The 25,776-nt window shown below is 70.8% G+C and carries 29 protein-coding genes; 11 read left to right on the top strand and 18 right to left on the bottom strand.

Features of this window, described 5'->3' with window-relative positions; all coding sequences use genetic code 11:
* The first annotated feature begins 5 nt into the window (after positions 1-5).
* From GH747_RS20650 to GH747_RS20660, 3 genes are read left to right on the top strand one after another with little or no spacing between them, the layout of a single operon-like run.
* The gene (locus tag GH747_RS20650; RefSeq protein WP_149771526.1) at positions 6-929 is read left to right on the top strand and encodes a carbohydrate ABC transporter permease; all 924 of its coding nucleotides are present in this window, start codon (positions 6-8) and stop codon (positions 927-929) included.
* On the top strand, positions 926-1,774 hold the full coding sequence (locus GH747_RS20655) for a carbohydrate ABC transporter permease (RefSeq protein WP_149771527.1): 849 nt from the start codon (positions 926-928) through the stop codon (positions 1,772-1,774). Before GH747_RS20650 ends, GH747_RS20655 begins: the two co-directional genes overlap by 4 nt.
* Positions 1,775-1,815: 41 nt before the next feature.
* Positions 1,816-4,287, top strand: coding sequence for a glycoside hydrolase family 3 protein (locus GH747_RS20660; RefSeq protein ID WP_149771528.1), 2,472 nt, complete (start codon positions 1,816-1,818; stop codon positions 4,285-4,287).
* Positions 4,288-4,302: 15 nt separating this feature from the next.
* Here the strand turns inward: GH747_RS20660 and GH747_RS20665 are convergent, their stop codons facing one another.
* The 3 genes from GH747_RS20665 to GH747_RS20675 form a co-directional block, all read right to left on the bottom strand.
* Positions 4,303-6,687: a lanthionine synthetase LanC family protein gene (locus tag GH747_RS20665; protein WP_163695861.1), complete on the bottom strand. Its 2,385-nt coding sequence runs from the start codon at positions 6,685-6,687 to the stop codon at positions 4,303-4,305.
* Positions 6,674-7,363, bottom strand: coding sequence for a hypothetical protein (locus tag GH747_RS20670; protein ID WP_163695864.1), 690 nt, complete (start codon positions 7,361-7,363; stop codon positions 6,674-6,676). Before GH747_RS20670 ends, GH747_RS20665 begins: the two co-directional genes overlap by 14 nt.
* A gap of 62 nt (positions 7,364-7,425) precedes the next feature.
* Entirely contained in the window at positions 7,426-7,722 is a 297-nt protein-coding gene (locus tag GH747_RS20675; RefSeq protein ID WP_149771530.1) for a hypothetical protein, read from the bottom strand.
* A 136-nt stretch (positions 7,723-7,858) separates the two neighbouring features.
* Here GH747_RS20675 and GH747_RS20680 point away from each other — a divergent pair, with 136 nt between their 5' ends.
* On the top strand, positions 7,859-8,299 hold the full coding sequence (locus GH747_RS20680; protein ID WP_149771531.1) for a VOC family protein: 441 nt from the start codon (positions 7,859-7,861) through the stop codon (positions 8,297-8,299).
* Here GH747_RS20680 and GH747_RS20685 read toward each other — a convergent pair.
* Together GH747_RS20685 and GH747_RS20690 are read right to left on the bottom strand one after the other, a co-directional pair.
* Positions 8,245-8,880 (bottom strand): VanZ family protein, encoded by a 636-nt coding sequence (locus tag GH747_RS20685; RefSeq protein ID WP_228553026.1) that lies wholly within the window; start codon positions 8,878-8,880, stop codon positions 8,245-8,247. The genes GH747_RS20680 and GH747_RS20685 overlap by 55 nt on opposite strands.
* Complete coding sequence (locus tag GH747_RS20690; RefSeq protein WP_149771532.1) at positions 8,877-9,473, bottom strand: M15 family metallopeptidase; 597 nt, start codon at positions 9,471-9,473, stop codon at positions 8,877-8,879. The genes GH747_RS20685 and GH747_RS20690 overlap by 4 nt, the downstream gene beginning before the upstream one ends.
* Positions 9,474-9,560: 87 nt before the next feature.
* Here GH747_RS20690 and GH747_RS20695 point away from each other — a divergent pair, with 87 nt between their 5' ends.
* The gene (locus GH747_RS20695) at positions 9,561-10,253 is read left to right on the top strand and encodes a response regulator transcription factor (RefSeq protein ID WP_149771533.1); all 693 of its coding nucleotides are present in this window, start codon (positions 9,561-9,563) and stop codon (positions 10,251-10,253) included.
* A gap of 10 nt (positions 10,254-10,263) precedes the next feature.
* Positions 10,264-11,328 carry a sensor histidine kinase gene (locus tag GH747_RS20700; protein ID WP_276208367.1) on the top strand — a complete coding sequence of 355 codons (1,065 nt, stop codon included), beginning with the start codon at positions 10,264-10,266 and terminating at the stop codon, positions 11,326-11,328.
* Between the two features lie 46 nt (positions 11,329-11,374).
* On the opposite strand, the gene GH747_RS20705 is transcribed toward GH747_RS20700, so the two are convergent.
* The 9 genes from GH747_RS20705 to GH747_RS20745 form a co-directional block, all read right to left on the bottom strand.
* The gene (locus GH747_RS20705) at positions 11,375-11,821 is read right to left on the bottom strand and encodes a rhodanese-like domain-containing protein (RefSeq protein WP_149771535.1); all 447 of its coding nucleotides are present in this window, start codon (positions 11,819-11,821) and stop codon (positions 11,375-11,377) included.
* Positions 11,818-12,348, bottom strand: a complete 531-nt coding sequence (locus GH747_RS20710; RefSeq protein ID WP_149771536.1) for a cysteine dioxygenase — start codon at positions 12,346-12,348, stop codon at positions 11,818-11,820. Before GH747_RS20710 ends, GH747_RS20705 begins: the two co-directional genes overlap by 4 nt.
* Before the next feature lie 77 nt (positions 12,349-12,425).
* On the bottom strand, positions 12,426-13,049 hold the full coding sequence (locus tag GH747_RS20715; protein ID WP_149771537.1) for a hypothetical protein: 624 nt from the start codon (positions 13,047-13,049) through the stop codon (positions 12,426-12,428).
* A gap of 126 nt (positions 13,050-13,175) precedes the next feature.
* Positions 13,176-13,796 (bottom strand): response regulator transcription factor, encoded by a 621-nt coding sequence (locus tag GH747_RS20720; RefSeq protein ID WP_149771538.1) that lies wholly within the window; start codon positions 13,794-13,796, stop codon positions 13,176-13,178.
* Complete coding sequence (locus GH747_RS20725) at positions 13,793-14,932, bottom strand: sensor histidine kinase (RefSeq protein ID WP_205603049.1); 1,140 nt, start codon at positions 14,930-14,932, stop codon at positions 13,793-13,795. The genes GH747_RS20720 and GH747_RS20725 overlap by 4 nt, the downstream gene beginning before the upstream one ends.
* Positions 14,929-15,744 (bottom strand): ABC transporter permease, encoded by an 816-nt coding sequence (locus tag GH747_RS20730; RefSeq protein ID WP_149771540.1) that lies wholly within the window; start codon positions 15,742-15,744, stop codon positions 14,929-14,931. The genes GH747_RS20725 and GH747_RS20730 overlap by 4 nt, the downstream gene beginning before the upstream one ends.
* Complete coding sequence (locus GH747_RS20735) at positions 15,741-16,715, bottom strand: ABC transporter ATP-binding protein (protein WP_149771541.1); 975 nt, start codon at positions 16,713-16,715, stop codon at positions 15,741-15,743. The genes GH747_RS20730 and GH747_RS20735 overlap by 4 nt, the downstream gene beginning before the upstream one ends.
* A gap of 111 nt (positions 16,716-16,826) precedes the next feature.
* On the bottom strand, positions 16,827-17,402 hold the full coding sequence (locus GH747_RS20740) for a dihydrofolate reductase family protein (protein ID WP_149771542.1): 576 nt from the start codon (positions 17,400-17,402) through the stop codon (positions 16,827-16,829).
* Positions 17,399-17,884: a GNAT family N-acetyltransferase gene (locus tag GH747_RS20745; RefSeq protein WP_205603050.1), complete on the bottom strand. Its 486-nt coding sequence runs from the start codon at positions 17,882-17,884 to the stop codon at positions 17,399-17,401. Before GH747_RS20745 ends, GH747_RS20740 begins: the two co-directional genes overlap by 4 nt.
* A 109-nt stretch (positions 17,885-17,993) precedes the next feature.
* On the opposite strand from GH747_RS20745, the gene GH747_RS20750 reads away from it, so the two are divergent.
* Positions 17,994-18,566 carry an IclR family transcriptional regulator gene (locus GH747_RS20750; RefSeq protein ID WP_377036004.1) on the top strand — a complete coding sequence of 191 codons (573 nt, stop codon included), beginning with the start codon at positions 17,994-17,996 and terminating at the stop codon, positions 18,564-18,566.
* A gap of 15 nt (positions 18,567-18,581) precedes the next feature.
* Here GH747_RS20750 and GH747_RS20755 read toward each other — a convergent pair whose 3' ends face one another.
* Complete coding sequence (locus GH747_RS20755; protein WP_149771543.1) at positions 18,582-20,183, bottom strand: amidohydrolase; 1,602 nt, start codon at positions 20,181-20,183, stop codon at positions 18,582-18,584.
* A gap of 198 nt (positions 20,184-20,381) precedes the next feature.
* Here GH747_RS20755 and GH747_RS20760 point away from each other — a divergent pair, with 198 nt between their 5' ends.
* Positions 20,382-20,801 carry a YciI family protein gene (locus GH747_RS20760; protein ID WP_149771544.1) on the top strand — a complete coding sequence of 140 codons (420 nt, stop codon included), beginning with the start codon at positions 20,382-20,384 and terminating at the stop codon, positions 20,799-20,801.
* Between the two features lie 23 nt (positions 20,802-20,824).
* Positions 20,825-22,102 carry an RNA polymerase sigma factor gene (locus GH747_RS20765; RefSeq protein WP_149771545.1) on the top strand — a complete coding sequence of 426 codons (1,278 nt, stop codon included), beginning with the start codon at positions 20,825-20,827 and terminating at the stop codon, positions 22,100-22,102.
* On the opposite strand, the gene GH747_RS20770 is transcribed toward GH747_RS20765, so the two are convergent.
* Positions 22,099-22,869, bottom strand: a complete 771-nt coding sequence (locus tag GH747_RS20770) for an SDR family NAD(P)-dependent oxidoreductase (RefSeq protein WP_149771546.1) — start codon at positions 22,867-22,869, stop codon at positions 22,099-22,101. The two genes, GH747_RS20765 and GH747_RS20770, sit on opposite strands and share 4 nt — an antisense overlap.
* A 59-nt stretch (positions 22,870-22,928) precedes the next feature.
* The gene (locus GH747_RS20775; RefSeq protein WP_205603051.1) at positions 22,929-23,375 is read right to left on the bottom strand and encodes a hypothetical protein; all 447 of its coding nucleotides are present in this window, start codon (positions 23,373-23,375) and stop codon (positions 22,929-22,931) included.
* 128 nt (positions 23,376-23,503) lie between these two features.
* Here GH747_RS20775 and GH747_RS20780 point away from each other — a divergent pair, with 128 nt between their 5' ends.
* Positions 23,504-24,109, top strand: coding sequence for a TetR/AcrR family transcriptional regulator (locus GH747_RS20780; protein WP_228553028.1), 606 nt, complete (start codon positions 23,504-23,506; stop codon positions 24,107-24,109).
* Here the strand turns inward: GH747_RS20780 and GH747_RS20785 are convergent, their stop codons facing one another.
* Positions 24,110-24,559: a MarR family winged helix-turn-helix transcriptional regulator gene (locus GH747_RS20785; RefSeq protein WP_149771548.1), complete on the bottom strand. Its 450-nt coding sequence runs from the start codon at positions 24,557-24,559 to the stop codon at positions 24,110-24,112.
* A gap of 56 nt (positions 24,560-24,615) precedes the next feature.
* On the opposite strand from GH747_RS20785, the gene GH747_RS20790 reads away from it, so the two are divergent.
* Entirely contained in the window at positions 24,616-25,716 is a 1,101-nt protein-coding gene (locus tag GH747_RS20790; protein WP_149771549.1) for a bifunctional NAD(P)H-dependent oxidoreductase/GNAT family N-acetyltransferase, read from the top strand.
* Positions 25,717-25,776 lie beyond the last annotated feature (60 nt).

Below are 25,776 nucleotides of genomic sequence, written 5' to 3' on the forward strand. Positions count from 1 at the left end.
AGCGTATGGCGACGTCCGTGTCGGCGCAGATCGCCGAGGCCCCGGCGCCGCAGCCCCCACGACAGCGCATCCGGCACAAGGGCGCGATCGTGGGCTTCCTCGGCCCGTTCGTCGTGCTCTTCGTCCTCTTCTACCTGGCGCCGATCGCGTACGCGGTGTGGCAGTCGTTCTTCAAGGTCGAGCGCGAGGGCACGTTCGGCAAGGCCCGCGAGGTCTTCGGCGGACTCGAGCAGTACGGCAGGGTGCTCGACAACGGCGACTTCTGGGCCAGCATCGTCCGGGTCCTCGTCTTCTTCGTCGCCTCGATCCCGCTGCAGCTCGGGCTGGCGCTGCTGTTCGCGCTCCTGCTCGACTCCCCACTGGTGAAGGGCAAGAGCTTCTTCCGGCTCGCGTTCTTCGCCCCGTACGCGGTGCCGGGCGTGATCGCGGCGATCATGTGGGGCTTCCTCTACTCGCCGGAGATCTCACCGTTCCCCCAGGTCGCGAACAACGTCGACCTGCTCGGGCCCGAGCTGGTCATGTTCGCGATGGTCAACGTCGTCAACTGGGTCTACATCGGCTACAACATGCTGATCATCTACGCGGCGCTGCAGGCGATCCCGCGGGAGACCATCGAGGCCGCCACCATCGACGGCGCCGGTCAGCTGCGGATCGCGTGGTCGGTGAAGATCCCGGCCGTGGGGCCTGCGCTCGTCCTCACCGGCGTGTTCTCGATCATCGGCACTCTCCAGCTCTTCAACGAGCCACGGGTGTTCCGGGCGATCTCCAGCGCCGTCGGCCGCGACTACACCCCGAACCTCATGGTCGACGCGACCTCGAGCATCCCCGACTACCACCTCGCCGCCGCGATGTCGGTCGTGCTCGCGCTCATCACGTGCACGCTGTCGTTCACGTTCCTCAAGCTCACCCAGAAGCGAGCCCTCGGATGACCCGCGCCACGCGCTCCAGCACCGCCACCGCGACGCTCTTCATGGTGATCTGCGCGTCGTACTTCCTGGTGCCGCTGTGGTGGCTCCTGGTCGCCTCCAGCAAGGACCAGGCCGCGCTGAGCAGCGGCAAGGGCCTCTGGTTCTCCGACCCGTTCCTGCTCTTCGACAACATCACCGACGTCGTCACCTACGACGACGGCATCTTCGTGCGCTGGGCGTTCAACAGCCTCGTGTACGCGGGGGTGGGCGCCGTGCTCGGCACACTGTTCGCGGCGATGGCCGGCTACGCACTCGCGAAGTACGTCTTCCCGGGCCGCGAGGCGACCTTCAACGTCATCCTCGGCGGCGTCCTCGTCCCGGCGACCGCGCTCGCCCTGCCGCTGTTCCTGCTGTTCAGCGAGGTCGACCAGGCCGACACGATGTGGGCGATCCTGCTCCCCAGCCTCGTCTCGCCGTTCGGCGTCTACCTGGCCCGGATCTTCGCCGCGTCGGCCGTCCCCGACGAGCTCCTCGAGGCGGCCCGCATCGACGGCGCCTCGGAGTTCCGGACGTTCTTCACCGTCGCGATCCGGCTCATGGGGCCAGCGCTGGTGACGATCTTCCTGTTCCAGTTCGTCGCCATCTGGAACAACTTCTTCCTCCCGCTGGTCATGCTGCAGGACACCACGCTCTACCCGCTCACGCTCGGCCTCAACACCTGGAACAGCCAGGTCAACCAGCTCCCCGAGCTCCGCCTCTTCGTGATCGTCGGGTCGCTGCTGTCGATCGTGCCGCTCGTCATCGCGTTCCTCGCGCTGCAGCGGTTCTGGCGCAGCGGGCTCGCCGAAGGCGGCGTCAAGGCCTGACCGGCCCGTACGCCGTCGCACCCACCTCCAGGAGAAACCTGATGACCGACCTCGACCCGCCCGACCTCACCGCTCTCGTCGGGCGTCTCACGCTCGAGCAGAAGGTCCGCCTGCTGACCGGCGCCGACTTCTGGGCACTGAACGCCGAGCCCGAGATCGGGCTGCGCCGGGTCGTCACCTCCGACGGGCCCGCCGGCGTACGCGGTGAGCTGTGGGACGAGCGCGACACCTCCGCGAACCTCCCCTCACCCACCGCGCTCGCGGCGACGTGGGACGACGCGCTGCTCGCCGAGCTCGGCCACCTTCTTGCGTCGGAAGCGCGCCGCAAGGGCGTCGACGTGGTTCTCGCACCGACCGTCAACCTGCACCGCTCGCCGTACGGTGGCCGTCACTTCGAGTGCTTCAGCGAGGACCCGGTGCTGACCGCCCGGGTCGGCGCCGCGATCGTCCGCGCGATGCAGGACGACGGCGTCGCGGCAACGGTGAAGCACTTCGTCGCCAACGACTCCGAGTCCGACCGGCTCACCGTCGACATGCGCATCGACGAGCGGACGCTGCGCGAGGTCTATCTCGCGCCGTTCGAGGTGATCGTGCGCGACGCCGGTGCCTGGGCGGTGATGGCGGCGTACAACCAGGTCAACGGCACCACGATGACCGAGTCGCCGCTGCTGCGCGACGTGCTGCACGCGGAGTGGGGCTTCGACGGGGTCACGATGAGCGACTGGTACGCGACGCGGTCGACCGTCGCCACGGCCGTCGGCGGGCTCGACCTCGCGATGCCGGGGCCGACGGGGCCGTGGGGCGACCTGCTCGTCGAGGCGGTCCGCGACGGGCAGGTCTCGGAGGAGGCGGTCGACGACAAGGTACGGCGGTTGCTGCGGCTGGCGCACCGGGTCGGCGCGCTGGAGCCGGTGACCCAGCAGCCGCTCGCGCCCCGTACGCCGGAGGACACCCATGCCCTCGTACGCCGTGCGGCCGCGGCCGGGTTCGTCATGGTCCGCAACGAGCCCGTGGGCGGTGTCCCTGCGCTCCCCCTGAACCGGCCGGAGCTGCGCCGCGTCGCGGTCGTCGGCCCCAACGCACACCCGGGGCGGACGCTCGGTGGGGGCAGCGCGTTCGTGTTCCCCGACCGCGAGATCTCGCCGGTGGACGGCCTGCGCGAGGCGTTCGGCGAGGACGTCGTCGTGTACGCGGAGGGTGTCCGTGCGCACCACCGGATCGGCATCGCCGACCCCGCGCACCTGAGCGTGCCCGGCAGCGGCGCGCCCGGCGTACGCATCCGCTTCGTCGACCGCGACGGTGACGTGCTCGCGACCGACGAACGCACCGGCACCGCGTACAACTGGAACAACGCCTTCGTCGACGGTGTCGCACCCGAGAAGCTCGGCGCGATCGAGATGACGACCGTGCTCACCGCGCCGGAGACCGGCGAGTACCGCGTCGGCTTCTCCGGCCTCGGCCAGTTCCGGATGCTGCTCGGCGGGGACGTCGCCGTCGACGAGCTGCTCGTGCTGCCGGAGGGGGCTGACCCGGTCGAAGGCCTCATGCGTCCGCCGCAGCGCGGGGTCGACGTGGCGCTGGCCGAGGGCGAGAGCGTCGAGCTCACCGTCGTCCGCACGATCACCGATCACACTCCGGGCTCCGACCTGCTCGTCTCGCTCCAGCTCAACGCCGACCTCCCCTACCCCGGCGACGAGGCCGCGATCGCGCACGCCGTCGACCTCGCGCGCGTCAGCGACGTGGCCGTCGTCGTGGTCGGCACCAACGAGGAGGTCGAGAGCGAGGGCTTCGACCGCGACTCCCTGGACCTGCCGGGGCGTCAGGACGAGCTCGTACGCCGGGTCGCCGCCGCCAACCCGCGCACGGTGGTCGTCGTGAACGCCGGTGCGCCGGTGGTGATGCCGTGGCGCGACGAGGTCGCCGCCGTCCTGCTGTCGTGGTTCCCGGGGCAGGAGTTCGGCCACGCCCTCGCCGACCTGCTGACGGGTGTCGTCGAACCCGGCGGACGGCTGCCGACCACGTGGCCCGCGACCGAGTCGGAGGTGCTGCCGTCGACGCGGCCGGTCGACGGCGCTCTCGCCTACGACGAGGGGCTGCACGTCGGCTACCGCCGGTTCCTGCGCGACGCCGTCGCTCCGGCGTACTGGTTCGGGCACGGCCTCGGCTACACGACCTGGTCGTACGACGCGCTCGACGTCGCCGGCGGACCGGACGACGCCGTGGCGCGCGTGACGGTGCGCAACACCGGGGACCGGAGCGGGCGCGAGCTGGTGCAGGCGTACGTCGCCCGGGAGGGCAGCGCCGTGGAGCGACCGACGCGGTGGCTCGCGTCGTACGCGTGGGTGGGCGCCGACCCCGGCGAGACGGTCACCGTGGAGGTGCCGCTGCCGCGGCGCACGTTCGAGCACTGGGACACCGACGCCGGCGCGTGGACGATCGAGCCCGGCGGGTTCCTCGTGCAGGTCGGCCGCGGCGCCGGAGACATCGTGCTCGAGGCGTCGACCGGCTGGTGATCCCGGGCGGCGCCGTCACCTCGCCACGGCGCCCCAGCGTTCCGGCTCGAACATCGGCATCGCCGCGAGGTACGGCTCCGCGATCTCGAGCTCCAGCAGCGCAACGCCGAGATCCCCCTTGTAGAGGCTGTTCGGGAGCATTCCGCGGGTCCCGACGAAGCCGACGGCGTGGTCGAGCCGGTCGCGAGCCCGTCCGACATGGACACCGTCGCCCGTCAGCCGCGACAGCGCCAGGAACGCATAGCCCTGTCCGGCGGCGCCGCAGCAGAGCTGCCCCGCTCCTGGGGAGGGATGCCTCCAGACGTGCTCCCCGGCGGCCAGCGCGAGCTCGAGCGCGTCGACGTCCGGGAGTGCCTCGGTGCTGTGCACCTCCGACCACAGCAGCGTGTGCCCCGTCGTCCCGTGGCACCATCCCGCCTCCAGACCCTCGTTCATGCTGCCGATCGACCACGACACCGCGCCCGCGTCACGCTGCGCCTCACCGGCGAGAGCGCGGAGCAGGCCACGGACGGACTCGGGAACGGGCTCCCCGGCTGCACGCAGGTATCTCAGGAGTGCGTACGCGACTCCAGCCCAGCCGTGCGCGACCCCAAGGAACGGCTCGCCGGTTCCCGGCACGGCTTCCTCGACGCCGTCGAGCGGATCCAGCAGCGCTCCCGTCGTCTTGTCGCCGAGGGCACGGAGCCTGTCGCGCTCGTCGTCGACCCCGACCGCCGCGGCCGTCTCGAGCAGAGTCGCGAACGCGATCAGCCGACCGGCCGCCCCGGTCACGACGTCGGCACGAGGGTCGGAGCGCTCTGAGGCTGTGACGAGGCGCCCGATCGCCTCACTCGCCCGCGATCGTTGATCGAGGGCCAGCGCAATCTGAGCGTCGACCAGGTGCACACCCACCGGTGAGTGGTAGAGCGACGCCCGGCCGACGGTGTCCTCGTCCAGTCCTCTCGAGGGGTCGGCGAATGCGTCGTCGTAGGAGGTCACAGCGTCCCGCTTCGCGCGTTCGATCCAGAGGTCGGCCGCGGCGAGCAGATCCCCGCGCTCCGTCAGGCCGCTCGCGCGCAGGAGGAAGCTCGCGATGCCGGCTGCGCCGAGGTTGACGCTGGCCGTCGGGCGTGGGAGCGGGCGACGCACCTCTGCGTCTTCGGCGAGACGACCGATGGCCGCATCGACGAGCCCCGGCGGCGTCCACGGCTGGGCGGTCGAAGGACGGCCCGGACCGACCAGACTGCGCTGTGCAGCATCCGCGAACGCATCGCGGAGCTCGGCGACCGACGCGTACCGTGCTGCAGGGTCCTTCGACAGCGCGCGATGCAGGACCGCCTCGATCTCCGGCCACGGCGGGATCCCGTGGCGGACGAACGCACGGGGTGGCTCGGTGCAGACGGCGCGGTGCCAGGCATCCGGGTCGAGCCGCCGCTCAAGGTAGTCGTGCCCGGCGAGCAGCCGATAGACGAGCGCGGCAACGGCGTACTGCTCCGAGGCGGGAGTCGGCGTCGGTGGGTGTTCCCCGCGGAGCGCCGACCCCGCCCACTCCGGGGTGATGAACGTCGCGACTCCCCCGCGGAGCCGCGACGGCTGCTGCTCCCCCACGCGTACGGCGAGCCCGAAGTCGACCAGAGATGCGTCCCCGGTGCCAGGATCGAGGAGCACGTTCGTCGGCTGGACGTCGCCGTGCAGGAACCCGTGCTCGTGCAGCTCGGCGTAGCGCGTGAGGACGCTGGTGCACATCACGGCGAGCGGTGCGCGCGTCTCGGACAGCCACGGGCGGCGCACGTGCGCGGCCGCAAGCTCGGAGGTCAGCCCAGGACGCCATGCAACGACGAGGTACGGCGTCTCCGCGTCGACGCCCTCCTCGAGCAGTTCCGGCGCGCCGTTGCCAGCGAGCTGGTGCAGCGCGATGGCTTCGTTCCGCAACGCGACGTGCACCCACGCCTCGGCACGGGGCGAGACCCGCTTCAGGACGCCGCGACCACCGTCCGGTCCGCGTACGAGGAAGACCTCGGTGTCGTCGAGCTGACGCAACGGCTCGAGCGGCTGCCACCCGCCCGCCGATTCGACCGCACCCATTGCGGAGACCGAGCGGGCCGCCGCCGGCATGAGGAACTCGTCCTTCACCATTCTTGCGAGGAGGTCGAAGCTCTGGTTGAGGACGTCCATCGGGACACGGCCCGTCCGCGCGCTGTAGCGCTGGAGAGCGTCGGGGATGCTGCTCGCCGCACGGAACTCCTCGAGCAGCTCCGCACCCGCACGATCGATCAGGCGTGTCGTCCGTCGCGAGTGCTCCTTCGTGATCGCGAAGTCGCCGTCCTCGGCATCGATCTGAGCCTGCAGCACGGGGTCGAGGTCCCCGACCGCCACCACGGTCACCTCACTCGCGAGGACGAAGGCCTCATCCGGGTCCATGCGTCCCCCACGGATCGAGCGGTGCCTGCCACGTGTCCGGGTCGATCCCGAGTGCGACCAGCCGCGACCGGGCGGCAGCGAGCGCATCGCCGCCGTCGGCCGCGAGGATCGCGCGAGCGAGCTCCGTGCACAGCCACAGCCGCCAGCTCGTGAGCCGGTCCGCGTCGTACGGCGGGTCGACCCCGCTCGACACGAGGCCTGCTGAGTCGAGGGGAAACGTGAACGGTACGCCGTGGGCCGGGATGCCATCGAGCCTCTCCGCCGCCAGCCGTGCCACGTCGAGCATCTCGTTGCGACCTCGGAAGTAGGCGACCAGCTTGTCGGGGCGCGCGAGGAAGCTCGGTGTCGCGCCGAGCTTGAACGCGACACAGGGCGAGTCGGTCACCAGCGGCGTCAGCACGCGCACGGCGTCTCCCACGGCCTCCGGCATCGGGCTGATGTACAGCTTGTGCGCGACCGTGGGAGTCCTACTCGTGCCGTCCCGGCGGATCCAGCTGAGCCAGCCTGCCCGGCGCTCGAGCCGTCTGCTCCGCCAGTGCTCGCTCAGGCCCGGCGTGCCAGCGAGCACGAAGCCTCGCAGGTCACGCTCGCCGGGCACCGCGGCACGGATCTTGGGCGACAGCGGGAGCCGGTTGAACCCGTACAACCGGACCGTCAGGTCGTCACGAGCGGCCATGCCCAGTGCCGCGCCGTAGCGGAGCCCTCGCTCCGAGAGCTGCGGCAGCGATCCGGACGTGGCTAGCCTCCTGCCTTCGCCTCCACCGATTTGAGGACCGCGGCGATCGCCTTCAGGTTGAGGACGAGTTCGACCTCACCTTGCGGGTTCGGGATGAGGGCGCCCGTCGAGTCGGGTCCCTTGCAGGTCGCGCTGCACGCCGTGCACTCCCCGCTGCAGTTGGTGCAGCCATCCGTGCACACGCAGCCCGTGTCGATGTCACAGCCCTCGCCCCACTTCGGGCGAAACTCGAGACCGCGTCGTGTCGCACTGATGCTCATCGTCAGGTACTGATGCTTGAACTCCTGCTTCTTGGCCACGTCATCTCCTAGCTCCGAAGGTAGGAGACAGACCCCTCTGCCTCGTCTTTCGAGGCTACGCTCGCTCTCCGGTCACGACGCCGACTTTGTGCCCCACGTTGTCGGTCGGGCTTGACACCCTTGGCAAGGTGGCCTCATGGCACATGTCGAACGTTTCGACCACATCGGCATCACCGTCGCCGACCTCGAGGCGGCGACCGCGTTCTTCGTCGGGCTGGGTCTCGAGGTGGAGGGCACCGGCTCCGTCGAGGGCGAGTTCGTGGAGACCGTCTGCGGCATCCCGGGAGCCCAGTGCGAGATCGTGATGCTGCGACCGCCCGACGGAGGTTCGCGGCTGGAGCTCTCGAGCTTCGTGACACCCGACCACGTGCCCGGATCCCCCACGGCGATGGCGAACGAGCTCGGCCTGCGCAACGTGTCGTTCGAGGTCGGCGACCTCGATGCGGCCCTGGAAGCGGTGGCTGCGGACGGATTCGGCCTCGTTGCCGGCATCGGCGAGTACGAGAACAGCGTGCGGATGGCCTACGTACGGGGGCCTGAGGGGATCATCGTGTCCCTGTTCGAGCAGCTCGGCTGACAGTCGGGGCGTACGCGCCACCATCGGCGTGACGCGACGGCGGCCAGCCCAGCGCCGGCGGTGTTGAGCAGGACGTCGTCGACGGACGAGACGCGGCCCAGCTGCATGGCGTACTGCGCCGACTCGATCAGGATCGAGCCGGCAGCCGCGAGGGCGAGGATCCGCGGGATCGACGCGAGCGCCGCGAACCGCACAGGCGCGAGGAAGCCGAGCGCCGCGAAGACCAGAAGGTTTCCGACGATCTGGTACGGCGGCATGCCGAGGAGGTCCCGGATCGGCACCTCGCTCACCCCACCGTGCGCGGCGCCGTGGCTGGCCGGCAGCAGGGTGAGCCACACCCACGGCAGCGTCCCGGCGACGATGCCGACCTCCGCCAGCGACGTACGCCAGGCGGCCGCCGTCGGGCTGCCGGCTCGACGGCGCCTGCGGGCCAGCCCCCACACCACCAGCGCCGCCAGGGGCAGCACGGTGAGCATGACGAGGGCGACCGACTCGTACCTGCCGATCCAGTCGCCCGGACCGGGACCGTTGATGATGACGCCGCGGCTGGGTGCGATCGACGGCGGGGACGGCTCGCTCACCGGCGCATCCTCGGGTCGTCGGTGGGATCGGCGTACGGCGCAGGACAGCCGTCGGAGACGGCGTCGGGGCGCCGCTCGAAGTGCCACGGCTCGTTGCCGTAGACCTGGCAGAGCCCGAAGGACGCGCCGTGCCGCGACAGCCACGACATGGCCGACGTCGGACCGATGTCGACCGCGTCACCGGCTTCGTGCACGGACGTGCCGGGGCGGGCGACCCAACGCTCGGCCTCGTCCTCCGAGCCGTACTTCGCCGCTGCTTCCTCGAAGAGCTGCTCCTGGTAGCGCTCCGACCGCCACCCGCTGTTGACGTCGAGCTCGACTCCGTCGTCGGCAGCCTCGTCGGCGGCGTCCCGGAGCGAAGCGAGGAGCCTTCGGTCGAGGTTGGCCACCGCGGGGACATCGGCGAAGACCGAGGTGCCGTCGGCGACCACGCCGTCAGCGACACCGACCGGACCGCGCTGGCCCACCAGTGGCGCGGCGGCGATCGGGCTGCACGCGACGGCGCACACGGGCACCGCGACGGCGGTCACAGCAGCGAGGACGGTCGATCGGACGCGGCGTACGGCGGGTCGTCGTGACTGGTTTCGAGACATGCCACCAGTACAGAAAAGGGGGTGTTGCCAGCGCGTATGCGGTTTTCGATACGGCGACGATACGTGCCTGCTCCCTACCATCGGAGCATGCGCGTACTGGTCGTCGAGGACGAGCCCCTGCTTGCTGAGGCGATCCGTGATGGTCTGCGCCTGGAGGCCATCGCCGCCGACATCGCCGGAGACGGAGACACCGCGCTGGAGCTGCTGAGCGTCAACGCGTACGACCTCGCCGTGCTCGACCGCGACATCCCCGGGCCGTCCGGGGACGAGGTCGCCCAGCGCATCGTCGCCTCCGGCACAGGCATGCCGATCCTGATGCTCACCGCGGCCGACCGCCTCGACGACCTTGCCTCCGGCTTCGAGCTCGGCGCCGACGACTACCTGACGAAGCCGTTCGCGCTGCGCGAGCTCGTGCTCAGGCTGCGAGCACTCGATCGCCGACGCGCGCATAACAGGCCACCCGTGCACGAGATCGCCGGGCTGCGACTCGACCCGTTCCGCCGCGAGGTCTACCGCGACGGCCGCTACGTCGCGCTGACGCGCAAGCAGTTCGCCGTGCTCGAGATCCTCGTCGCCGCCGAGGGCGGTGTCATCAGCGCCGAGCAGCTCCTCGAGCGAGCGTGGGACGAGAACGCGGACCCGTTCACCAACGCCGTACGCATCACCGTCTCTGCCCTGCGCAAGCGACTCGGCGAGCCCTGGCTGATCGCGACCGTGCCCGGCGTCGGCTATCGCATCGACACGCCTTCGGACGGGGCGGGCGGAGGCGATCGTGGATAGGCCGCGCGGATTGAGCGTCCGCCTCAAGCTCACACTCAGCTATGCAGGCTTCCTGATGGTCGCCGGCGCCCTGCTGCTCGCCACGGTGTGGGTGTTCCTCCTGCGGTACGTCCCCGACCGCGCGAGCTTCGGTCCCGGCCCGTTCACGCCCACCCGCTCCGACCTCCTGGACGCCTTCGCTCCGAGAGCGGCCCAGGCGTTGGTGTTCCTGCTCGTCCTCGGTCTCGTCGGGGGCTGGTTCCTCGCCGGGCGGATGCTCGCTCCCCTGACCCGCATCACCAACGCCACGCGTCGGGCCGCCACCGGGTCGCTCGCGCACCGGATCGACATGGAGGGCCGCCAGGACGAGTTCCGCGAGCTCGCCGACGCGTTCGACGCGATGCTCGCGCGGCTCGAGGCCCACGTCGCCGAGCAGCAACGGTTCGCGGCAAACGCCTCCCACGAGCTCCGTACGCCGTTGGCGGTCACGCAGACGCTCCTCGACCTCGCCCGCAAGGATCCGACCCGCGACTCCGCCGAGCTCATCGACCGTCTCTACGCCGTCAACGCCCGGGCGATCGACCTCACCCAAGCGTTGCTCCTGCTCAGCCGCGCCGATCAGGGCGCCTTCTCAACTGAGCCGGTCGACCTGTCCCTCCTCGCCGAGGAGGTCACCGAGACGCTCCTCCCGCTCGCGGAGCAGCGCGGCATCACCATCGAGACGTCAGGCGACATCACCACGACCGTCGGCTCGCCTTCGCTCCTGCTGCAGATGACGACGAACCTCGTGCACAACGCGATCGTCCACAACCTCCCCGACGAGGGCAGCGTGTGGGTCACCACCGCCGTACAGGACTCGGGCGTGGCGCTCACCGTCGAGAACACCGGTGAGCAGCTCGGGGCGCAGCTCGTCACCACGCTCGCCGAGCCGTTCCGACGCGGCACCGATCGCGTGCACGCCGACCACTCCGGGGTCGGCCTGGGACTGGCGATCGTCGAGCGCATCGCCGCTGCGCACGACGGCAGCCTCACCCTCGCGGCCCGGCCGACCGGAGGACTCTCCGTCACGGTCCGGCTGCCTCTCGCGCCCGCGTGACCGCGGCCGCGCGGCGTAGGCCGCCGGTGCCTCGGCAGGCGCTGCGTCAGTGAGCAGCGGCGGTGACGCGACCGACCGGCTCGTCACTACCGACCCGGCGCTCGACCTCTGTCGTACTGCGCGTCGTCGGCAGGCCAGCTGCCTGCCAGGCGTGGAATCCGCCGACCAGGTCCGTGGCGTCCAGCCCGAGAGCCACGAGCCAGGCGGCGACGAGCGAGGAGGTGTAGCCCTCGCTGCAGACGACGATCCAAGGCTGCCCCGGGCGCGCGATCGTGAGGCGAGCATCGGAGTCCGGGTGGAGCCGCCAGGCGATGTGGTTGGTCTCGACCACCACCGAGCCCGGGATCTCTCCCTCGGTACGGCGTTGCCACGCAGGGCGAATGTCGACGAGCACCGCGCCGTCGCCGACAGCGGCCGCCGCCTGCTCCGGCGTCTGGCGCAGGAGACCGGATCGCGCGTCGTCGAGCCAGGCTTCGAGTCCGACGAACGTCATGCGCTGATCCGCTCGGGCGACGGTGCCTCTGGGTCGTCGGTCCAGCTCGAGGCCCGCCGCACCAACGTGCTGCCGGTCGTGTCGTAGTAGTTCATCAAGGAGATCGGTGGCGAGTAGGCGTGCACGCTGACGGCCGGGAGATCGTCGTGGTTGCGGACGTCGTGGACGTAGCGAGGTCCGAAGGAGACGGTGTCGCCGTCCCGGCGCACGCGGTCGACCAGCCGTCCGGTGGAACCGTGGCGCGAGCCGGCCCAGACGTACTCGGTGAGCGCCCCCTCGACCACGGTGAACACGCCCGACGAACCACCGTGGTCGTGGAGCTCGGTCCCCTGCTCCTTGGTCCAGCTGATCAACCAGACCTCGACGTCGTCGTCGGCATGGATGCGGACATGCCAGCGCTCGTCCCAGTCGAACGTCGGCGTGTAGACACCCGCCCGGGCCTCAGCGGCGAACCGGTCGACGACCGTACGCAGCTGGGCGGGCGTGAGTGCGCGACCGGAGCGCGGGTGGAGGGTTGAGACAGTCACCCGGTCATTATGTCTTTAAACTCTAGTGACTTACATGCTTTTGCTCAGTCAGGACGAATCGGTCGACCAGGGACCGGCTACGCGGCTCCGGGAGGCACGGGGTCCCTCTCCGCGTGGCCCAGTGACGACCTCTCGAGCGCAACCAGGTCCGACGTGTAGTTCGGTCGAGAGCGGACCACCTTGAGATCGGTCACCAGTGCAGCGATCAGCTCGTCGTGCGATCGACGAGGCTTGCGAATCATCTCGGTAGTCAGCGGCACGTCGCCGAACTCGAACATGGCGTCCCAGGAGGAGTCCCACTCGCCGCGCCAGACTTCGCGACGCGGGAGAGCACTGCTTCGGACCTTGGGATCGGTGCCCCACTCGCCGAACGTCCGGTAGCAGTCGTCGAGGAAGGCGTCGTACCTCTGTCGCACCCGGGGCGAAAACAGAGGAGCTGCCACGAAGAACTCTCGATCGAGCTGCCGTTTGAGGGCGATCACCTCGGGGGGCGAGATGTCGCGCCAGTCCCCCATGAACGTCACGTAGCAGACGAGCGTGTTGAGACGCGGAGCTAGCGCGCTGTAGTACTCCAGCTGTACACGCTTGAGCTCGTCGTTACGCGACTGACGGATGCTGAGGACGTACGCCAGCCACGCCACCGCGAACGGCGACAGGAACAGGCCGATCGCCTGCAGAGCTTCCCACCACGAGTTCGACATCCCCTCAGAATGCCAGCGGCGAGCGCCCGTTCGCGGGATGAAACCATCGAACTTTGATCCGACCCGAGGTCGGAACCTGCGCGCGACTCCACCGCGTGCCGCAGGTCGGTCCGTCCGCTCCCGACCTCAGATCCATCCCAGCTCGCGCGCCTTCAACGCAGCCTCGTACCGGTTCGCCACCGCGAGCTTCGTCATCGCCGAGGACAGGTAGTTGCGGGTCGTCCCGACGGCGAGATGCGCACGGCGGGCGATCTCCTCGATGGAGGCGCCATCGATCGCGAACTCGAGCACGTCGGCCTCTCGCGCGGTGAGCGGCGAGTCCCCCGTGCTGATCGCCTCCGCCGCGAGGGCCGGGTCGACGTACCGGCCGCCGTCGTGCACGGTACGGATCACTGACGCGAGCGTCGATGCCGAGCTCGTCTTCGGCAGGAACCCACGGACGCCAGCCGACAGAGCGCGCTTGAGGTAGCCGGGGCGGCCGTGGCTCGTCACGATGAGGACGCCCGCGTTCGGGGTCTGCTCGAGCAGACGCACCGCGGTGTCGATCCCGTCGAGGCCGGTCATCTGCAGGTCGAGCACCGCGACAGCGACGGGCTCGCCGGAGCGTACGCGCTGCTGCCAGAGCGCGAGCAGCTCCTCGCCAGAGTCGACATGCGCCACGACGTCGAGATCGGGCTCGAGGTCGAGCATCGTCGCCAGCGCGGTCCGGATGAGGGTCTCGTCATCGGCGAGGAGCACCGGGATCATGACGTCTCCCACCGAACCTCCAGGACGTACAGGTCGTCGTGCACGGAAGTCCTCATCCTCGCCCCCACCTCCGCCAGCCGCTCGGCCAGCCCGCGCTGGCCCGCCCGCGCGTCCGACACCTCGCCCGCGGCGTCGTTCGTCAGCGACATGCCCTCCGGACCGAGCGTGAGCGTCGCGGTGGTCGCGGCCGAGTGCTTCACGATGTTGGTGGTGCCCTCGCGGACGACCCAGGCGGCGGCCTCGTGGTACGCCGTCGGCACCGTCGCCGGATCGCCTTCGACCACCAGCCGGCACCCGGCTGCCGACAGCAGCGACTGCGCGCCCGCGACCTCGGCGCTGAGGCTCACCTCGCGATACCCCTGCACGAGCGCGCGCATCTGCTCCATCGACTCCACCGCGATCGCCTTGACGTCGTCCATCTCCGCGGCGGCGCGGTCGTGCTCCCCTGCGCGCGTCAGCGTCGCCGCGAGCTCGCTCTTCACCGCGACCGCGGAGAATCCTCGACCGACGACGTCGTGGAGGTCGCGGGAGAACCGCAGGCGTTCCTCGGCGACCCGCAGCTCTGCCTCGACCGACTTGGCGTGCTCGAGATCCTCGACGACCCGCAGGCTCCACAGGGTGAGCAGCGTCGTCGTCGCCATGAACGCGCCCACGACCGCCACCACGGCGGCCACCTGCAGCGCCTCGGTCGGCGAGCTGCCGTACGCGAGCCCGGCGAGGACGGCGACCACGGCGAGCGCGTACCACCGCCACCGCAGGAACGGGACGATCGCCACGGCGATCAGCAGCACGGCGAGCAAGCCGGTCACGCTGGCGTCGTCGACGACCGCATCGTCCGAGGAGCTGTGCGCCACGACGGAGGACACCACGCCGACGACGACGAGCACAGCTGCGGCGACGACTGCCGCCCGCCGCTGCACCGCCCGCGGCCAGTCGGTGAGCTCGGGGCGAGCCTCGATCGCGGCGACGCCCGCCAGGCCGGCGACGACGATCAGGACCCGTGACCACGGCGTGGTCACCGCGAACGCCATCGCCACGACAACCGCGACGACCGCCCCCTCCAACGCGACCCGGCTGTAGAGCCGGAACCGCTGCCGATCGCTCAGCGGATGCCACCAGGCAGCGACACGGTTCACCCGCGGTCGTCCCAGCGGAAGCTCCTCTGCACGACGACGAGGGTGAGGACTGTCCATACGACAAGTGTCGCAACCGGACGACCGAGCTCGCCGAACGACGCGGCGAAGCCGACCGCATCCGCGTCCGGTGCGCTCAGCGGCCGACCCAGCGCACCGATCGCGACGAGGTCGGAGACCGCGGCGAACGGCGTCCAGTCGAGGACCTGGGCGATGTTGTCGGGGAACACGGCACGGAGGCTGCCGAGGCCGGCCGTCGCGAGAGCGATGACAGGCAGCGAGGTGATCTGCGCGGCTTCGGCGTTCTTCGTGTACGCGGCGGTGAGCAGCGCCAGCAGTGTGAAGACCACGACGCCGCCAGCCAGGCCGAGCACCATCGCGAGCACGTTCACCGGTGCCGGTGCGCCCGTGGAGTAGACGACGGCCGCGACCACCGCGGCGCCGGCGAACGTCAACAGCGCTCCCGGCACCGCGGGCGCGGTCTTGATCTGCCAGTCGGCTGCCTCCCCTGTACGCAGCCGCTTCAGCACACCCTCGCCGCGCCGCGTCGTGATCATCGACAGCACCGAGTAGTACTGGACGAAGACGACGGTGATGTACGCGACCATCTCCAGCGCGGTCGCCGCCAGCTCCGGCGTGCTGCCGCCGGTCCTCCGCCCGATGACGTACGGCAGCAGCGGGATCGCGATCGGGAACACGGTCCCCATGAACATCAGCGTCCGGTTGCGCCGGAACTGCAGGTACTCGGCGTTCGCGAGCGCGACCAGCGGTCGCATGCGGCTCGGCGTCGGCGTGGTGGTGGTCGTCGTGGTCATGCCGTTGCTCCCATCGGTACGGCGGTGGTGGCCGAGGTGCGGTCGCCCTCGGCGATGCGGAGGAACACGGACTCGAGCGAGGCGGCACGCGCCTCGAGCCCGGAGAGCTGCAGCCGAAGGTCGTCGGCCCATCCGAGCAGCTCCGACAGGTGCCCCTGCAGGTCGTGGGTGCTGATCGTGACGCGAGCGCCGGCGTCGACCTCCGCGCCGCGCAACGGCGGCAGGGCGAGACCGGGGTGGTCGAACGTGATCCTCGCGGGCTGCGAGTCGACGATCTCGCGCAGCGTGCCGCAGACGACGATCTCGCCGCGGTGCATGATCGCGACGCGGTCGGCCAGCGCCTCGGCCTCGTCGAGGTAGTGCGTCGTCAGGACCATCGTCACGCCGGCGGACTTCAGGTCGGCGAGCAGCTGCCACGTGCCGCGACGGCTCTCCGGGTCGAGACCCGTGGTCGGCTCGTCGAGGAACAGGAGCTTCGGCTGCCCGAGCAGCGCGCACGCCAGGTCGACGCGGCGCTGCTCGCCCCCCGACAGCGCCGCCACCCGCACGTCGGCCCGGTCGGTCAGCCTGACCCGCTCGAGGACGTCCTCGACCGTCGTCGGGTTGCTGCACGTGCCGCGCCACATCTCCAACGTCTCGGTGACGGTCAGCTCGGCGGGAAGGCCGCCGCTCTGCAGCATCGTGCCCACCCTCGGCCGGATCTGCCGACGGTCGCGCACCGGGTCGAGCCCGAACACCGCAACCTCGCCGGCAGTCGGCGACGCGAGCCCTTCCAGCAGGTCGAACGTCGACGTCTTGCCCGCACCGTTCGTCCCCAGGAGGGCGAACACCTCCCCCTCGGTGACGTCGAGGTCGATCCCGCGGACGGCCTCGTACGCGGTGGCACCCTCGCCGTACACGCGTCGTAGGCCCCGCGCCTCGATCACGGGAGCCCGCTCGTCAGGCTTCGATCCACTCAGCTGTTCGCTCATGCCTCCAGCGTCGCCGGCGCCCCGCGTCGCCAGTAGTGCACGGCGTCACGAAGAGGCGTGGATCCGTCACGGCCTCGCGATGACGAATGTCATGCGCGGCAGCCGCCGGGCTCAGCCGTGCAGCGTGGGCCGATAGACGAGCTCCTGGATGTTCCCGTCGAGCGTCGTCGCCTCGATCAGCTCGAGGTCGAAGTCGGCCGCGCCACCGAAGATCGGCTCCGTACCCGTGTGACCGGTGATGACAGGGAAGACGGTCACCTGGACGCGGTCGACCAGACCGGCAGCCATCAGCGCGCGGTTCATCGACAGGCTGCCGTGAGAGCGCAGCGGCACCGGCGACTCCTCCTTGAGGCGGGCGACGACGTCGACGGCGTCCCCGCTGACCACGGTCGCGTCCGGCCAGTCGAGAGGTGCTTGGAGCGTGGTCGACACGACCGTCGCCGGGAGGTGCGTCATGCGCTCGACCCAGGCGTCGTGCACTCCCGGCTCGGTGTCAGCGGCCAGCAGCTGCGCGAACGCTCGGTAGGTGTTGGCTCCGAGGATCATGCGCTGGTCCTCGTCGTACAGCGCGCGACGGTGCTCGAGCAGCTCGGGGCCCTGTTTGCCCCAGTAACCACCCCAGTCCCCCGTGGCGGTGCCGAAGCCGTCGAGGCTGGAGAACACGTCGAAGGTGTAGTTCGCGGTCATGGGGCCCTCCGGATCTGATCGGTGTCTCGTCGGCACACCTTGCGGAAGTGGATCCGCCGGAACTCGTCCTCGTCCGCGATCCCGGTGATCTCGAAGCCGTGCCGGAGATAGAACGCCACGTTCTCGACCATCTTCTCGTGCGTGTACAGCCGGACCTCGTCGTGACCGAGCGCCCTCGTGCGCGTCTCGGCCCAGTCCAGGATCTGCGCACCGAACCCGCCGCCCTGTCGCGACGGCGCGACCGCGATGTTCTCGAGCAGCAGATGGTCGCCACGGTCTCGGGTCACGACCACGGCGACGATCTCGCCGTCCTCCCGCACCACGTCGACAGCGCCGTCGAGAATGGCCTGCCGGTAGTCCGCGTTCATCGGTGCGGGCTCGAGCCCGATCCTCTCGACGTACGGCGCGTACGCCGCCCGCACCAACGAGCGGACGGCGTCCGCGTCCTCGGGTGCGGCGGGCAGGAGGTCGAGTACGGGCACCTCGTCACCATCCTCCGCAAGGGCGGGCGTCGCAATGCGGGCCGACTCAGCCGACGGTGAACGCGAGCGCCGCCACGGAGCTGTCGAACTCGCTCGTCCGTAGCGTCACGTGCAGCCTCCACGTCCCGGCGGTCGGCACCACCACCGCAGCGGTGTAGGTGCCCGGGCCGACGTTCTTGGCGGCGCCACCGCCACCGCCACCGCCACCGCCACCGAGGAGACCGTGAACCTGGGCCGGCTCGCCGGGGCGGACGTCATCTACACCGCCAAGCGCGAGTCCGTGCACCCGCTGCGCATGCACTCCCCTGTCGGCCGCCGGCTGCCCGCCTACTCCACCGCGCTCGGCCGCGCGATCCTCGCCGAGCACCCCGCTGACGTCCGGGAGGCACTCGTCCCTGACGCCATCGATCCGATCACCACGCACACCGTGACCGAGCGCGACGCCGTGCTCGCGATCATCGACAAGGCCGCCGACCTGGGCTACGCGGCCGAGAGCGACGAGTCGTGCATCGGCGTCCGCTGCTTCGGCGTCGCCCTGCCCTTCGCCCGTCCCGCGATCGACGGCCTGAGCGTGGCCGTGCCCATGAGCCGCCTGGACGGCGCGCGAGAGGACTTCATCATCGAGACGCTCCTGAGCGTCAAGGCTCGCCTGTCGATGGAGTTCGCCCACAGCGTCCGCTAGGGCGTCCCCCGTCCGTCAGGCTGTGGAGACCGCGCGGCCCTCCACCCACGTCGTGACCACGCTCGCCGCGCCGATCGACGCCGGATCCTCGAACGGGTCCCGGTCGAGAACGACGAGGTCGGCGACGCTGCCGACAGCGATCGTGCCCGCGTCGTCGCGCCCGTTGATCCATGCCGACCCACTCGTGTACGCCGCGAACGCCGCCTCGGGCGAGAGCGCCTGCTCCGGCAGGAACGGGTCAGTGCCCGCGCGGCCGGCCTCCCCGTACGCCGTCCGGTTGACGGCGACGTGGATGGCCTGGAGCGGGTCGGGGGTGCTGACCGGCCAGTCGCTGCCGGCCACCAGGTGGGCACCGTTCGCCTTGAGGTCGGCGAACGGGTACTGCCGGCTGGCCCGCTCATCCCCGAGGAACGGGAGCGTCAGGTCCACCATCTGCTCGTCGTAGCACGCCCACAGCGCCTGGAGGTTCGCGGAGACGCCCAGCGCGGAGAACCGCGGGACGTCGTCGGGATGGACGAGCTGGAGGTGGGCGATGTGGTGTCGGCGCGCGGGGTCGGTGCCCTCGAACGCGTCGAGCGCCTCCCGCACCCCGCGGTCACCGAGGCCGTGCACGTGGACCTGGAATCCCAGTGCGTCGAGCTCGGCGATGCACACGCGCAGCGCCGCCGGGTCGACGAACGACAGCCCGCGGTTGTCCGTCGCGTGCCCGCACCGGTCGAGGTACGGCTCGACCAGCGCAGCGGTCCCGTTCTCGGCGACACCGTCCTGCATGATCTTGACGCTCGTCGCCGCGAACCGACCCGCCGACAGCGCCGTACGACGCTGCACCAGGTCGGCGACCTGCTCCACGCCGCGGTCGCGGTCCCACCACAGCGCCCCGACGACATGGGCGGTCAGGTCACCGGCCGCCGCCGCGCGGGCGTACGTCGGGCCGTTGTCGTCCATCCCCGAGTACGACCCGACGATCGCGTCCTGCCACGACGTGACGCCGAGCGAGTGCAGGTACGACTGGCCGGCGAGCAGACCGGCGTACAGCTCGTCGTCGGAGGTCCGGGGGACGTGCCGTGCGACGAGTGCCATCGCGCCCTCGTGCAGTGTGCCGGTCGGGTTGCCGTCCGGGTCGCGCTCGATGCGACCGTCGACCGGGTCGGGTGTGGAGCGGTCGACGCCCGCGATCTCGAGCGCCCGGGAGTTGACCCAGGCGCCGTGGTGGTCACGGTTCGGCAGGAACACCGGGCGGTTTGGCACGACGGCGTCGAGAGCCGCAGCCGTCGGCGTACCGCCCGGGAACGCCGCCATCGCCCAGCCGCCCCCGAGGATCCAGGCGACGTCCGGTCGGCGTGCGGCGTACTCGCCGATCACGTCCAGGTAGCGCCGCTCGACGTGGTCGGTCTCGCTGAGGTCGCAGCGGATCCTCTCCAGCCCGCCCTGGACCGCGTGGACGTGGGCGTCGACGAAGCCGGGCGCGAGCAGCCCACCGGCCACGTCGACGACGGCGTCGCCCTCCGCCGTACCCCCGACGGACACGACGCGGCCGTGATCGATCACGACGTCGCCGACATCGCCGAGGTAGGCGTGGCCATCGAACACGCGCGCATTGCGAAAGACGGTCACCATGCACCCAGCGTTCCCGCCGCCACCCCGCGAGGTCGAGTGACAGACCGTCCCGAACCTGGGAGGTCGAGAACACAGCGACAACGATGAGAGGATCCTCCACAAGAAATCTCTGCGCGCTGTCGATCCCTCCGCCGCCCGTTCGACCTGTGGGTGAGGAGAGGTCGAACGGCGACCTCGAACCGAACGAGGAGCACGACGATGTCCAAGTACATGCTGATCATGCGGACGACCGACGAGGGGCTTGCGGCGTTCGAGAACGTCGACTTCAACGACATGCTCGAGATCATGGGGAAGTTCAACGACGAGCTCATGCGCGCCGGCGTCCTGCTCGCGGCCGAAGGCCTCGACGACCCGTCGGACGGTGTCGTCGTCGACTTCAGCGACGAGACGCCTGTCGTCACCGACGGGCCGTACGGCGAGACGAAGGAGCTGTTCGGCGGCTACTACATCCTCGACGTGGCGTCGAAGCAGGAGGCCGTCGAGTGGGCCAAGCGACTCCCGTACGCCAAGGGCACGAAGGTGGAGATCCGCCGGGTGCCGACGATCGACGAGTTCCCGCAGGACAACGAGTGGATCCAGAGGGAGCGCGCCTGGCGCGAGCGGACCGGACAGCTCTGAGCGCTCCGGACGCAGGCGTCCCGATGGCCGGGTACGAGGCGAGGCGCGCCGTCGAGGCGGTGTGGCGGATGGAGTCCGCCCGCATCGTCGGCGCCCTCGCCCGCTACACCGGCGATCTCCCGCTCGCGGAGGACGTCGCTCAGGAGGCGCTCGCCGAGGCGCTGGTCGGATGGTCGACCAGCGGGGTGCCCGACAACCCGGCCGGCTGGCTGCTCGCGGTCGGGCGCCGCAGGGCGATCGACGCGTTCCGGCGGCGCGCCGGACGCGACGAGCGCTACGCGGACCTCGCGCGCGACCTCGACGAGAGCACCCCGGGCGTCGACGTGCTGTTCGACCCGGGGGCGATCGACGACGACGTCCTTGCGCTGATCTTCACGGCGTGCCATCCGGTGCTCGCCAAGGAGGCGCGCGTCGCACTGACGCTGCGCGTCGTCGGTGGTCTCACGACGGACGAGATCGCGAAGGCGTTCTTCGTCCCCGTCCCGACCGTCCAGGCGCGCATCACCCGAGCGAAGAAGGCGCTCGCCGCCGCTCAGGTCCCGTTCGCCGTCCCCGAGCCGTCCGAGCGGGCGGAGCGTCTCGGCTCCGTGCTCAGCGTGATCTACCTGATCTTCACGGAAGGCTCGTCGGCCTCCGGCGGCGAGACGTGGATCCGGACGGACCTCGCCCAGGAGGCGGTGCGGCTCTCGCGCGTGCTCGCCGGCCTGACGCCCGAACCCGAGGTCTTCGGGCTGCTCGCCCTGCTGGAGCTGACCGCCGCGCGGTTCCCCGCACGGCTCGACGCGCAGGGGCGACCCGTCCTGCTGGAGGACCAGGACCGCAGGCGCTGGGACCGGTCGGCGATCCGTCGCGGTCGGGCAGCGCTGGTGCGAGCGGCGTCCGCGCGGCGGGGACTCGGGCCGTACGGTCTGCAGGCTTCCATCGCCGAGTGCCACGCGCTCGCTCCGACGGTCGACGCGACCGACTGGGACCGGATCGTCGTCCTGTACGAGGCGCTCGGTCAGGTCACGCCGTCGCCGGTGGTCGACCTCAACCGTGCGGTCGCGGTGGCCATGGCGTCCGGCCCTGCTGCCGGGCTGCAGGTCGTCGACGGGATCGCGCAGAGCGGTGCGCTCGCCGGATCGCACCTGCTGCCCGCCGTGCGTGCGGAGATGCTGGCACGGATGGAGCGCACGGCCGAGGCCCGCGAGGAGTACGCGCGCGCCGCCGCGCTCTGCGGCAACGCGGCGGAGCGCGCGGTGCTGGAGCGCAAGGCGGACGGACTCGGCCCGCCCGGGTCGTACTCCCCACCCCCGGGCTAGCCGGCGTCCCCGCTCGTGTCGAGGGCCTGGGCGAGTCCCCGCATCCCGGCGAGGAGGCCTCCGTCGACCCGCAGATCGGTGCCGGTGATCCAGCTCGCGCGGTCGGAGAGCAGGAAGACGACGGCGTCGGCGACGTCCTCCGGCGCCCCGACGCGACCGAGCGGGTACCACTCGGTGGCACGGTCGAGCGCGTGCGGGTCCTCCGCCAGCTGACGTCGACGCGGGGCGTTCACGACCGTGCCGGGCGACACCGAGTTCACGCGCACGCCGTACGGGCCGTACTGGACGGCGAGGGTCCGAGTGAGATTGAGGACGCCCGCCTTCGCCGCGCTGTAGACATCGCTCCCGAAGTAGGCGTGCCCGTTCACCGACGCGATGTTGACGACCGAGCCCCGCCCGGCCTCGCGCATCGCGGGCAGCAGAGCTTGGGACAGCCGGATCGTGCCCCCCAGGACGACGTCGAGGTCCTGCGACCACGTCGCCTCGTCGACCGACTCGAACGGCCCGCCGTTGCAGACCGCCGCCCCGTTCACCACCTGGTGCGGGGCGCCGTGTCGCTCGATGAAGTCGGACGCGACCTCGCGCACCGAGTCCGGGGACCGCAGGTCGAGATAGACCGCCTCCGTGCCCGGGATCTCCCGCGCCACCTCCTCGACGGTCGCGAGGTCGTTGTCAGCGAGGACGACGTGACCTCCTTCGGAGACGATCGCCCGCGCGATTGCTTGTCCGATGTCGCTCGCTGCACCTGTCACTATCGCGTTGCTCATCGCGCCTACATTTCCGTGCGTCGGCGCTGTGGCGCAAGGGCTCGGGCCACGGACCGCGCTCAGGAGGTGTGCGCATGCGTGTACTCGTCGGTCCGCAGCAGCATCGCGACCAGCATGAACAGCAGCATCAGCACGTGCCCGACCATCATCACCGTCATCTCGTCGACCGAGCTCCACCAGAGCAGCGGGAACAGCACCCAGAACCCGGCGAACATCGCGACCGTCATCTCGACGATCGGCCGAGCCCCGTGACCGCGGTAGATCATCAGCGCGATCATCGGCAGCGCCATCGCGGTCGACATGACGGTCGCCTCGACGTCCGGCCGACGGACCCAGTCGGCTGCGACACCGTCCGTCGCGAGGGTCCACAGCGGATAGAGCACGACCATGCCGAGGACCATCGCCGCGACCATCTCGAGGTAGTGGCGGACGAAGAGAGCGACCGGGCGCCTCCACCAGGGTCGGGGTGTCGCCTCCAGGGACGCCTCGTGGTGGGTGTGTTGCATCGTTCCCCCTAATTCGTACGGTGGTGTACGAGTTGACGCTAGCACGAACGTGGACTCATGTGTACGAGTTAGCAGTCGCGCGCGCTACGATGCGGAGGCGCCTCCCCGGCGCGACGAGAGGAGCGACCGTGGTCGAGCTGCCCGCAGGCACGCCCCCCAGGCGCGCCGACGCACGCCGCAACATCAGCGCGATCGTCGAGGCGGCGACCCGCTGCCTCGCCGAGGACCCGGGTGTGAGCATGTCGGCGATCGCGACGGCGGCGGGCGTCGGACGCATGACTCTGTACGGCCACTTCGAGTCACGCTCGGCGCTCGTCGCGGTCGTCGTCGAGCACGCCCTCGACCGCGCCGAGGCCGAGCTGTCGGCGGTCGACGTCACGGGCGACCCGTACGACGCGATGACCCGCCTCCTGGACGCCTCGTGGACCGTGACGTTCCGCAACGGCGGGCTGGTCCAGGCAGCAGACCAGGCCCTGTCGCCGGACCTGCTCGAGCGCGCCCACACCCAGCTCGTCGACCGCGCGAAGTCGGTGCTGCGACGCGGACGGAGCGAGGGGCGGTTCCGGAAGGACATGCCGCTCGACTGGCAGGTCACCGCGGTCCAGAGCCTCCTCCACGGCGCAGCGACCGCCGTCCACCAGGGCGCGCTGACCGCCGCACGCGCTCCCGGCCTCGTGACGACGTCCGCGCTCGCGCTCCTGGCGGTGCCTCCGGCGCCGTCGTCAGGACCCTGATCAGTCCGGAAGGTCGGCGACCCGCGCCGAGAGGCGTCCCAGCACCGCGAGCTCCTCGGATGTGAGGTGGTCGAGGAACCGTCGCCGTACGGACATGACGTGGCGGGGAGCAGCCTCCTCGAGCACCGCGAGGCCCCGCGGCGTCAGGCGCAGGAGGCATCCGCGCGCGTCCTGGGGATCCGGCTCCTTGTCGATCAGACCACGAGCCTGCATCCGGCTCGCGTGGTGGGAGAGCCTGCTGCGCGACCACTCCGCCTTGCTCGCGAGATCCTTGAGCGCCCATCGATGGTCCGGCTTCTCCGACAGCGTGCTGAGGACCTCGTAGTCAGCCGACGAGAGGCCTGACTCCTCCGCCAGGTCCCGGCCCAGCCGCGCCGGCAGCGCGGTGAACATCCGCCGGATCGCGCGCCACGCCTGCTCCTCGTCCGAGCTCAACCAGTCTGTGTCCACGGGGCCACCCTACCCGATCGTTGACACGTCATAGATTTTCGAACTATGTTGATGACATGTCATCGAATTCTCCGAGCAGCCCCCTCCGCGTCCTTGTCGTCATCGCCAGCAGCCGACCTGGCCGCCTCGCCCCCGCCGTCGCGGAGTGGTTCGTCGAGACCACGCGACGAGAGACCGAGCGCGAGCGCATGGTCGTCGACGTCGTCGACCTCGGCGCTCTGGCGCTGCCGTTCCTCGACGAGCTCGAGCACCCCTCCACCGGCGTCTACGCCCACGAGCACACCCGCGCGTGGAGCCGCCGGGTCGCCGACGCCGACGCCTTCGTCGTGGTCACCCCGGAGTACAACTACGGCATGCCCGCGGTCCTGAAGAACGCGCTGGACTACCTGTACGAGGAGTGGGCCTGGAAGCCCGTCGCCTTCGTCAGCTACGGGAACACCTCGGCCGGGACACGGTCGGTGCAGATGACCAAGCAGGTGGTCACCACGCTGCGGATGATGCCGATCGGCGCGACCGTCGCCCTGCGCATCGGGGACAGCATCGAGGACGGACGCGTCAGCGAGCGACCGATGCTCGGCCGGGCAGCGCGCCAGGTCGTCGTCGAGCTGGCGCGGGTGGCGCGTGCGCTGCGCCCGTTGCACCTCGCTCCGGCGACCGACGGCACGACGCCGGGCCCGGTCGACGGACTCAGCCTCTCGCGAGTGGGCGAGGGTGACGACGTCTCGGAGCTGCTCGTGCTGCAGCGGAGCTGCTGGGTGGAGGAGGCGCACGCGAACGACACGCTCGACCTCGCACCTCTGCACGAGACGCTCGCCGACGTCCAGGCGTGGGCGAAGACGTGGACGGTCTGGGCCGTACGACGCCACGGTCGGCTGGTCGGCGCGGTGCGCGCGCGAGCGGTCGGCTCGACATGGGAGATCGGTCGACTGATGGTGGCGCCGGACCAGGCCGGCAACGGCATCGGCTCGTGGCTGCTCGCGGTCGCGGAGCAGCACGCGCCGGAGGAGGCCACGACCGTCGCGCTGTTCACCGGGAAGCGCAGCCGACGCAACATCGCCCTCTACGAGCGCGCGGGCTTCCACCTCACGGCCGCACCGACCACCCCTGACGATGCCGTCCTCCTCACCAAGTCGGTGGCGGCCACGACCCTCGCCTGACGGCGGCCACCCCGTACGTGAGAGGTTCGAGGGGAACAGATCCCGAACCACGGAGGATGG

The sequence above is a fragment of the Mumia xiangluensis genome (assembly GCF_010994095.1).
Classification (GTDB): Bacteria; Actinomycetota; Actinomycetes; order Propionibacteriales; family Nocardioidaceae; genus Mumia; species Mumia xiangluensis.

Bases quoted from the DNA above. Each gene is read 5' to 3' on its own strand.
- GH747_RS20650 (WP_149771526.1), top strand. From the start codon at position 6: ATGGCGACGTCCGTGTCGGCGCAGATCGCCGAGGCCCCGGCGCCGCAG.
- GH747_RS20655 (WP_149771527.1), top strand. From the start codon at position 926: ATGACCCGCGCCACGCGCTCCAGCACCGCCACCGCGACGCTCTTCATG.
- GH747_RS20660 (WP_149771528.1), top strand. From the start codon at position 1,816: ATGACCGACCTCGACCCGCCCGACCTCACCGCTCTCGTCGGGCGTCTC.
- GH747_RS20665 (WP_163695861.1), bottom strand. From the start codon at position 6,687: ATGGACCCGGATGAGGCCTTCGTCCTCGCGAGTGAGGTGACCGTGGTG.
- GH747_RS20670 (WP_163695864.1), bottom strand. From the start codon at position 7,363: ATGGCCGCTCGTGACGACCTGACGGTCCGGTTGTACGGGTTCAACCGG.
- GH747_RS20680 (WP_149771531.1), top strand. From the start codon at position 7,859: ATGGCACATGTCGAACGTTTCGACCACATCGGCATCACCGTCGCCGAC.
- GH747_RS20690 (WP_149771532.1), bottom strand. From the start codon at position 9,473: ATGTCTCGAAACCAGTCACGACGACCCGCCGTACGCCGCGTCCGATCG.
- GH747_RS20695 (WP_149771533.1), top strand. From the start codon at position 9,561: ATGCGCGTACTGGTCGTCGAGGACGAGCCCCTGCTTGCTGAGGCGATC.
- GH747_RS20705 (WP_149771535.1), bottom strand. From the start codon at position 11,821: ATGACGTTCGTCGGACTCGAAGCCTGGCTCGACGACGCGCGATCCGGT.
- GH747_RS20715 (WP_149771537.1), bottom strand. From the start codon at position 13,049: ATGTCGAACTCGTGGTGGGAAGCTCTGCAGGCGATCGGCCTGTTCCTG.
- GH747_RS20720 (WP_149771538.1), bottom strand. From the start codon at position 13,796: ATGATCCCGGTGCTCCTCGCCGATGACGAGACCCTCATCCGGACCGCG.
- GH747_RS20730 (WP_149771540.1), bottom strand. From the start codon at position 15,744: ATGACCACGACGACCACCACCACGCCGACGCCGAGCCGCATGCGACCG.
- GH747_RS20735 (WP_149771541.1), bottom strand. From the start codon at position 16,715: ATGAGCGAACAGCTGAGTGGATCGAAGCCTGACGAGCGGGCTCCCGTG.
- GH747_RS20740 (WP_149771542.1), bottom strand. From the start codon at position 17,402: ATGACCGCGAACTACACCTTCGACGTGTTCTCCAGCCTCGACGGCTTC.
- GH747_RS20755 (WP_149771543.1), bottom strand. From the start codon at position 20,183: ATGGTGACCGTCTTTCGCAATGCGCGCGTGTTCGATGGCCACGCCTAC.
- GH747_RS20760 (WP_149771544.1), top strand. From the start codon at position 20,382: ATGTCCAAGTACATGCTGATCATGCGGACGACCGACGAGGGGCTTGCG.
- GH747_RS20765 (WP_149771545.1), top strand. From the start codon at position 20,825: ATGGCCGGGTACGAGGCGAGGCGCGCCGTCGAGGCGGTGTGGCGGATG.
- GH747_RS20770 (WP_149771546.1), bottom strand. From the start codon at position 22,869: ATGAGCAACGCGATAGTGACAGGTGCAGCGAGCGACATCGGACAAGCA.
- GH747_RS20775 (WP_205603051.1), bottom strand. From the start codon at position 23,375: ATGCAACACACCCACCACGAGGCGTCCCTGGAGGCGACACCCCGACCC.
- GH747_RS20790 (WP_149771549.1), top strand. From the start codon at position 24,616: ATGTCATCGAATTCTCCGAGCAGCCCCCTCCGCGTCCTTGTCGTCATC.